Here is a 7,625-nt window from a genome sequence, read left to right as displayed (position 1 = left end):
AAGAGACGCGCGGGGCAGCCTGACTTCACAGGCTGCCCCGCGCGCCGCGTCCGGGCGCCTCACGACCCACGGCCCCTGGCCCCGCGCCGACGCCCTCACGATCACCGGCGGCCCCTTGGACATCCTCCGGCCGCCTCCTGACAGCCTCCTGGCAGTCGTCTGACGGCCATCTCCCGGCCTCCGCGCCGTCCGCGTCCCTGTCCCGCGCCCCCGTCCCGCGCCGGCCCCTCTCGCGGACTCGTAGCGGCCCCGTAGCGACGTCGTGACAGCCCTGTGACAGCCCGGACCGGCCGGCGCGACGGGCCCGCGACAGGCCGACGACGGGCAGGCGAGAGGCCGGTGACAGATCCGGCACAGCCGAGGGCGCACAACGGCGCATTTGCCTCTGTGGCCATTTCCCAGCGCAGTTGGGACCATTGGTGGCAGTCTGCTGAGCAGTAGATACGTACAGCTACGCAGTCGGAGGTGCAGTTTCCGTGGCGTCCAACGTCAACCCCACCGTCAGGCGACGCCGATTGGGACAGGAGTTGCGCCGGCTCCGTGAACTCAAGGGCATGACGGCCGAGGAGGTGGCGGAGCGGCTGCTGGTCTCTCAGTCGAAGATCAGCCGCCTGGAGAACGGCCGCCGTTCCATCAGCCAGCGCGATGTCCGTGATCTCTGCGGGGTGTACGAGGTCCAGGACCACCGCATCGTCGACTCGCTGATGCAAATGGCCAAGGACTCCCGTCAGCAGGGCTGGTGGCATGCCTTCGGCGACATCCCGTACAGCGTCTACATCGGCCTGGAGACGGACGCGGCCTCGCTGCGCGTCTACGAGCCGCAGGTCGTCCCGGGACTGCTCCAGACCCGTCCGTACGCCGAGGCGCTGATCAACGGCGCGCTGCCGGAGTCGGCGGCACCCGATGTCGAGAAGCGCGTGGGAGTACGGCTCAGGCGCCAGGACCGGATCAACTCCACCGAGAATCCGCTGCGGCTCTGGGCCGTGGTGGACGAGGCGGCGCTGCGCCGGGTCGTGGGCAACCGGCAGCTCATGCGCGAGCAGTTGGAGCATCTCGTCGAACAGTCGCAGCTCCCGCATGTCACCGTGCAGGTGCTGCCCTTCGACATGGGCGCGCATCCCGGGATCAGCGGGCATTACGCGGTTCTCGAATTCCCGGACGCCTCGGACTCCAGCGTCGTCTACATCGAGGGCGTGACAAGCGATCTCTATCTGGAGAAGGCCAATGACGTGCAGCGGTACAGCGTGATGTACGAGCATCTGCGCGCCCAGGCCCTGAATGTCGATCAGACCCGTCAGTTCATCGCGGAGATCGCCAAGGAATACGCCCGCTGAAACCTTTCGGGACTCTTCGTTCCGGGCCCTTCGGGACCCTTCGGGACGCCGCTCCTCACCCTTCGGGGCGCCGCCCTGCGCCGTCCCGTACCGCCTCGCGCCGTCCCGTACCGCCTCGCGCCGTCCCGTACCGCCCTCGCCCGGAGCGCGGGCACCATACACCTCAACTTCCTTGGCGCGTAAGGCCTCGACGGAGAAGCCACCAGGACGAGTGAACGCCTGTCCCGCCCATCGAGTGAGGCGAGTAGCGTCGATCATGCCAGCAAAGATGTTGGCGCGATTTCCCACCACTCGCTGAACCGGAGCGAACATGGCAATTCTTCAGGGCGCTACGGACTCGTGGACCAAGTCCTCGTACTCCGGCGGAAACGGCGCTTGCGTAGAGGTCAGGTCCCCCGTCGTCCAGTCCATCGCCGTCCGGGACTCGAAGGCGCCCGAGGGCCCCTCGATCTCCTTCGTACCCACGTCATGGAACGCGTTCGTGCAGGAAATGAACAAGGGCGCTTTCGACCTCGGCTGAGGTCGCTCAACGCCCTGCCTCCGCACCCGCACCACTGATAGAGCCCTCTCGACCGGTCCGCCGTCCTGGCCGAGGGGGCTCGGCCATGTCCGGAGCCGCTCGCCGTCTCGTTTCCCAGCTCCTTTCCCGACCGCAGGGGACCCGCATCCCATGCGGTCATTTCCGTATGTCCGGATGTCCGGGCCATGCCCGGGCCGATGTCCGGGCATGGCCCGGAGCCTGACGAAGTGCTCGCTCATCGTGTGGTCGTCGTCACGATCACGACAACGCCCAGGAAGGTCAAGAACAAGTAAAATCGTTCTGCTTTCTGATCTGAGTTCACATTTATGACCGGAGAAGCCCTTGACCCACCGCCGCGCCAGGCGGTTCAATCCCCGAAGTCCCCGCTCCCGCACGGGGCACCGCTGACCGGACGTACTGACGAAGAGCATCGATCGTTCACAAGGCGGACCCCTGGAGGGGGCACATGAACAGCCTCGACTGGATCGTGCTCATCGCATACTTCGGTGTGATGGTCGCGATCGGCCTCTGGTCGCACAAGCGTGTAGACAATGTCAGCGACTTCTTCACCGCCGGCGGCAAGATGCCCTGGTGGCTGTCGGGCATCTCGCACCACATGTCCGGCTACAGCGCGGTGATGTTCACCGGATACGCGGGCATCGCGTACACCTTCGGTGTCACCTCGTTCGTGACCTGGTCGCTGCCGATCGCCATCGGGATCGGGATCGGCGCTCAGCTCTTCGCGCCGCGGCTCAACCGGCTGCGCTCCCGGCTGCATGTGGCGTCCCCGCTGGAGTACCTGAAGAACCGGTACGACCTGAAGACCCAGCAGGCACTCGCCTGGTCGGGACTGCTGCTGAAGATCGTGGACGTGGGCGCCAAGTGGGCCGCCATCGCCACCCTGCTCTCCGTCTTCACCGGGATCTCCCTCAACCAGGGCATCCTCATCACCGGTGTCATCACCGGCATTTACTGCACGGTCGGCGGGCTGTGGGCCGACGCCCTCACGGAGCTGGGCCAGTTCATCATCCAGCTCTTCGCCGGGATCGCGATGCTGGTCGCCGTGATGGGCGAGCTGGGCGGCTTCAGCGCGCTGTGGACGGTCTGGGACAAGCTCCCCGAGGGCCATGCCGACCCGACGGCCGGGCCGTACACCGTGACATTCCTGCTGGCGTTCCTCTTCATCAAGATGTTCGAGTACAACGGCGGTATGTGGAACCAGGCGCAGCGCTACATGGCGACGGCCAGCGCCCGGGAGGCCACCCGCTCGGCCCGGCTCTCCGCGATCCTCTGGCTCGTCTGGCCGCTGGTCCTCTTCTTCCCGATGTGGTGCGCGCCGCTGCTGGTGAAGGCGCAGAAGCCGGACGCGTCCGACTCGTACGCCCTGATGACCGAGCAGCTCCTGCCGCACGGTCTGCTGGGCCTGGTCATCGTCGGCTTCTTCTCGCACACCATGGCGATGTGCTCGTCGGACGCCAACGCCATCGCCGCGGTGTTCACCCGGGACATCGCGCCCACTCTGTCGAAGTCGGCGCGCAGCTGGTCCGAGCGGGCCGGGCTGCTGGCGGCCCGGCTCTCCACCATCTCGTTCCTGGCGCTGTCGATGGCGGTCGCCACCCAGGTCAACTCGCCGACCTTCAAGGACATCATCACCGTCGTCATCAAGTGGGTGGCCGGTCTGATGGGTCCGATCGCGATCCCGTTCATGCTCGGCCTGCTCAAGCCGTTCCGCAGGTCGGGTCCGACGGCGGCGCTGACGAGCTGGGCGCTGGGACTGGTGGCCTTCTGGCTGGTCAACTATCCGATCAACTGGAACGTCGAGGGCGGTGTACCGCTCCACTACCAGGTCTCGGTCCCGCTCGCGGTCTCGCTCGTGCTGTACATCGTGATCGGCTTCCTGAAGCCGGAGCCCAGCGACGAGCGCGATGTGCTGCTGGCACGGATCAACGGCCAGGGCGACGGCGACGGTTCCGGTCTGACGGCCGCGTCGCTTCGAGTGCCGGCGCAGGCGGAGCCGGCGGACGCGAAGCTCCCGGGCCGGGAGGGCTCGGACGGCTGAACAAGCCGATCGGGCTACGGGCTACGGGCTACGGGCTGGTGACGCGTGGCTGATACGGGCGTACGGGTGCGGGCGTACGGGTGCGGTGGCGGCCTGTACGCCCGTACGTGTGCGCGCCCGGGCTCGCTCCGTATCCGTACAGCGGGCCTCCGTACAGCGCGTCTCCGTACCGCCGTCTGCGCGCGTCAGCCGCGCGGGTAGCGGACCAGCCAGCCCGACGTGGTGACGCCAGGGCTGTGCAGGGCAGGGCCCTGGGTCATCTCCATCGCGAAGTCGTCGGCGATTTCGAGGAGCGTGGGCCGGCCCTCCAGTTCGGCGAGCCAGGCGGGCGGCAGCGCGGTTTCGCCGTGGAGCGCGCCGAGCAGGGAGCCGCAGAGCGTGGCGGTGGCGCACGAGGGACCGTCGTGGTTGACGGCGAGGCGCAGCCCGTGGCGGATGTCCTCGCTGACGAGCGCGCAGTAGACGGCGACGGCGAGCGTGTCCTCGGCGGCGCGTCCGTCGCCGAGCCCGGAGATCCGTCCGGGGCCCGGAATCCCTTGCCGTACGGTGCCGAGCGCCCGCTGAAGGGCTTCGGTGACGGGCTGGTGCCCGGGACGCGGCGCGAGCAGGGCGAGGGCGCGCTGTACGCCGGCGTCGAGGCTCTCCGCGCGCGCCAGCGCGTGCACGATCACGGCGAAGGCGCCGGCCGAGAGATACGCGGCCGGGTGACCGTGCGTCTGGGCGGCGCACTCCACGGCGAGCTGGCAGACGAGCTGCGGCTCCCAGCCGACGAGCAGCCCGAAGGGCGCGGACCGTACCAGCGCGCCCGCGTCGCGGGCGGTGGGATTCTTGGGCTTGTCGAGCGTGCCCATGATGTCGTCGCCGAAGCCGGTGAGACAGGAGAGGGCCGGGCCGCGGCGGGCGTAGAGCCACTCCTCCTGGGCGAGCCAGCCGTTGTCCTTGCGGCGTACGTCCGGGCCCCAGTCGCGCTGGGTCGCGGCCCAGCGCAGATGCGCGCGGTGCACATCGGTCGGCGGATGCCAGGCGCCGGTGTCCCTGCGGACCTGGGCGCGGATCAGTCCGTCGACGGTGAAGAGCGTGAGCTGGGTGGCGGCGGTGATGGCGCCTCGGCGGCCGTACGCCGGAACGAAGTCGGTGACGCCGTCGGGGCCGTGCGCGGCCCTGATCTCCTCCAGGGTGAGGGCCGAGACGCCCGCGCCGAGGGCGTCCCCGATGGCTCCTCCCAGCAGCGAGCCCCGCACTCTGCTCCGGAAGTCCTGCTGCTCGGCACGGCCCCAGACGGCCCCGGACGGTGAGCTCACGAGTCCCTCCCTCCTCATGAGCCTCGCAGCGACTCCGCAGACTGCGCAGCACTGTAGTCGACCGGGAACAGGGAGTTGAGGGCGCGCGGAGGGATCACGGGCGCAGTCCGGTCGGTATGGGACCGGTCGCCCGTGAGATCACTTTTGCCACCGGGGCCTGCGGACGGGCCGGCCGTCCGGGCGCGGCGCGCCGGGCCCGGATCCGGGCCTCGGTGGCTCAGTTGCGCGGCGGTTGTGTGGTGGTCATGTGGTGCCGGCCGAGCCGGCGCCCGTACCCGTAGCCGTACCGCCCGTAGCCTCGCCGTTTCCGGACGGTTCCGTCAGGAGTTCCGTTCTGCGGGCGGCGGCCCAGGCGTAGGCCGGGTCCAGGGTCAGTGCCCGGTTCAGATCGGCCAGGGCCTCGGTCGTTCTGCCCAGGGCCTTGAGGGCCATGGCGCGGCTGCCCAGCGCCCAGGTGTACGAGGGGTCAAGGGCGAGCGCTCGGGTGTACTCGGCCACGGCCTCCTCGTACCGTCCGGCGAACCGGTACACCTCTCCGCGCTCGCCCAGGACCCGTGCCATGTCCGGGGCCAGCCGCTCGGCGCGGCCGAGGTCGGCCAGCGCTCCGGCGACATCGCCGAGCCGGCCGCGTACATGGGCGCGCCGGCTCAGGGCCCAGATGTAGTCGCCCGACAGCTCGATGGCGCGGTCGAAGTCCTGGAGCGCCGGGCGCTCAAGGCCCTGCTGGAACTTGGCCTGTCCCCGGCTGCCCAGGATCAGCGGATCGCGTGGATCGCGTGCGAGCGCGCGGTCGAGTTCGGCGACGGCCTCCTCGTGCCTGCCCGCTCTGCGGTACGTCTCGCCCCGCTCGCGCGGCACCCAGGCCGTCCCCGGAGCCAGTTCCTCGGCGCGGTCGAGATCGGCCAGGGCGCGCGTGAAGTCGTTCAGCGCCCGGTGGGTGAGCGCGCGGCCGTGGTACGCGGGCACATGCGCGGGATCGAGGACCAGCGCCCGGCCGTAGTCGGCGAGGGCCTCCTCGTGCGCGTCGGCGCGGAAGTGGTTCCAGCCACGGGCGGTGTACGCGGCAGTCCGGTCCTCGTCGGTCAGTTCGGTCCGGGCGAGCAGCAGGCCCAGTACGTCGACGGCGTAGCGCCGTTCGTCCGCGAGCGCCGCCAGACAGCCCGTACCCCAGGCGCCGATCGGCTCCGAACCGCTGTCCCGGCCCGCGTCGGCGAGCATCCGCGCCCAGCGGCGTACCTCCACCGGGCCCAGCCGGCAGACCGCGATCCCGTCGCGCAGCACGGCGGGCAGGGCGGCGCCGGGCCGGGCGCAGAGCAGGTGGTACGACTCTTCGAGGCGTGACTCGCGCCAGCTTTCCTGGGCCCATCGCCGGTCGGGACCGATTCCTTCACTCGGCCTGCCGACTCCCTCGCCCGGCCCGAGTCCGGCGTCGGCCGCCTCGCGCTCACGCGCGAACGCCTCGGCCAGCCGGGTGTGCGCCGCCGTCCACCGCTGCGGGGAGGTGGCGCGTTGCAGCCGTAGCATCGGATCCCGTACGACGTCGTGATAGTGGACCCGGCCGTCCGCCCGGCCGCTGACGAAGGGCAGGGAGCAGAGCCAGCCGAAGAGCCCGGCCGCCTCGTCCTCACCGGCGAAGTCCCGTCGCTCACCGGCCCGTCCCGCACCGGCCTGCCCGTCACCGGCCCGGCCTTCCGCGTCCCCGGCCCGCTCCTCCGCCCGCTCGCCGACCGCCGCCCGCAGGATGTCCTCGTTCAGCCGGCGCGGCAGGGCGCAGGCGAGCGCCACCGCCCGACGGGCCGGATCCCGCTCCCACTTGAGGAAGCGCTCCACGGCCGTCGCGCTGGGATCGTCCAGATCGCCGGAGCCGGCCGGCCGGTTACTGGCGAGCGTGGAGACCAGGACCGGCAGCCGGCCGGAGAGGCGCAGCACATCCCGTACGACCGGCTCGTCCACGACGCCCTTGTCGGCGAGCAGCCGCCGCGCCTCGCTCTCCGTGAAGGGATCGAGAGGCAGATCCGTCACGGCGTCCAGATAGTCGCCCCAGCAGCCGAGGTCGAGCCGGCGCTGTCCGGCGAGCGTGACCACGACATGGTCGGGCAACGCTCCGTACCGCTCAGTCGTGATCAGATCGCGCAACCAGATGTCCAGATACGGTCCGGTGCGCTCGTACGTGTCGAAGAAGAGAGCGATCCAGGGCGCGTCCGCGCCGACCCGCCGTATCTCCGAGACCAGTACGGGAGTGAGCACTCGGAGCGGCGACAGCACCAGCTCCGTGTCCTCGTGGCCGCGCAGCCGCGCGGCGACCGCCGCCCGTAACCGGTCGGCGCCCTCGGCCACCTGCGCCGGATCGGCCGCGCCGACGAGCGCGCCGATACCCGGCACCATGCCCAGCCCGGCCAGCCCGGCCGCGG

5 protein-coding genes are annotated in these 7,625 nt (G+C 70.5%); 3 read left to right on the top strand and 2 right to left on the bottom strand.

Features of this window, described 5'->3' with window-relative positions:
- Positions 1-476 precede the first annotated feature (476 nt).
- The 3 genes from GA0115259_RS30390 (at position 477) to GA0115259_RS30380 (ending at position 3,913) form a co-directional block, all read left to right on the top strand.
- Positions 477-1,334 carry a helix-turn-helix domain-containing protein gene (locus tag GA0115259_RS30390; RefSeq protein ID WP_093602949.1) on the top strand — a complete coding sequence of 286 codons (858 nt, stop codon included), beginning with the start codon at positions 477-479 and terminating at the stop codon, positions 1,332-1,334.
- 310 nt (positions 1,335-1,644) lie between these two features.
- Positions 1,645-1,854, top strand: a complete 210-nt coding sequence (locus tag GA0115259_RS30385) for a DUF397 domain-containing protein (RefSeq protein WP_093602947.1) — start codon at positions 1,645-1,647, stop codon at positions 1,852-1,854.
- Between the two features lie 466 nt (positions 1,855-2,320).
- Entirely contained in the window at positions 2,321-3,913 is a 1,593-nt protein-coding gene (locus GA0115259_RS30380; protein WP_093602945.1) for a sodium:solute symporter family protein, read from the top strand.
- Between the two features lie 185 nt (positions 3,914-4,098).
- Here GA0115259_RS30380 and GA0115259_RS30375 read toward each other — a convergent pair whose 3' ends face one another.
- Positions 4,099-5,214 (bottom strand): ADP-ribosylglycohydrolase family protein, encoded by a 1,116-nt coding sequence (locus GA0115259_RS30375; RefSeq protein WP_093602943.1) that lies wholly within the window; start codon positions 5,212-5,214, stop codon positions 4,099-4,101.
- Between the two features lie 243 nt (positions 5,215-5,457).
- Positions 5,458-7,625 (bottom strand): tetratricopeptide repeat protein (locus GA0115259_RS30370; RefSeq protein WP_107469294.1); only part of this gene is annotated, 2,168 nt, incomplete at its 5' end.

Source organism: Streptomyces sp. MnatMP-M17, from assembly GCF_900091995.1.
Classification (GTDB): Bacteria; Actinomycetota; Actinomycetes; order Streptomycetales; family Streptomycetaceae; genus Streptomyces.
This window is presented reverse-complemented; position numbering and strand designations above follow the sequence as displayed.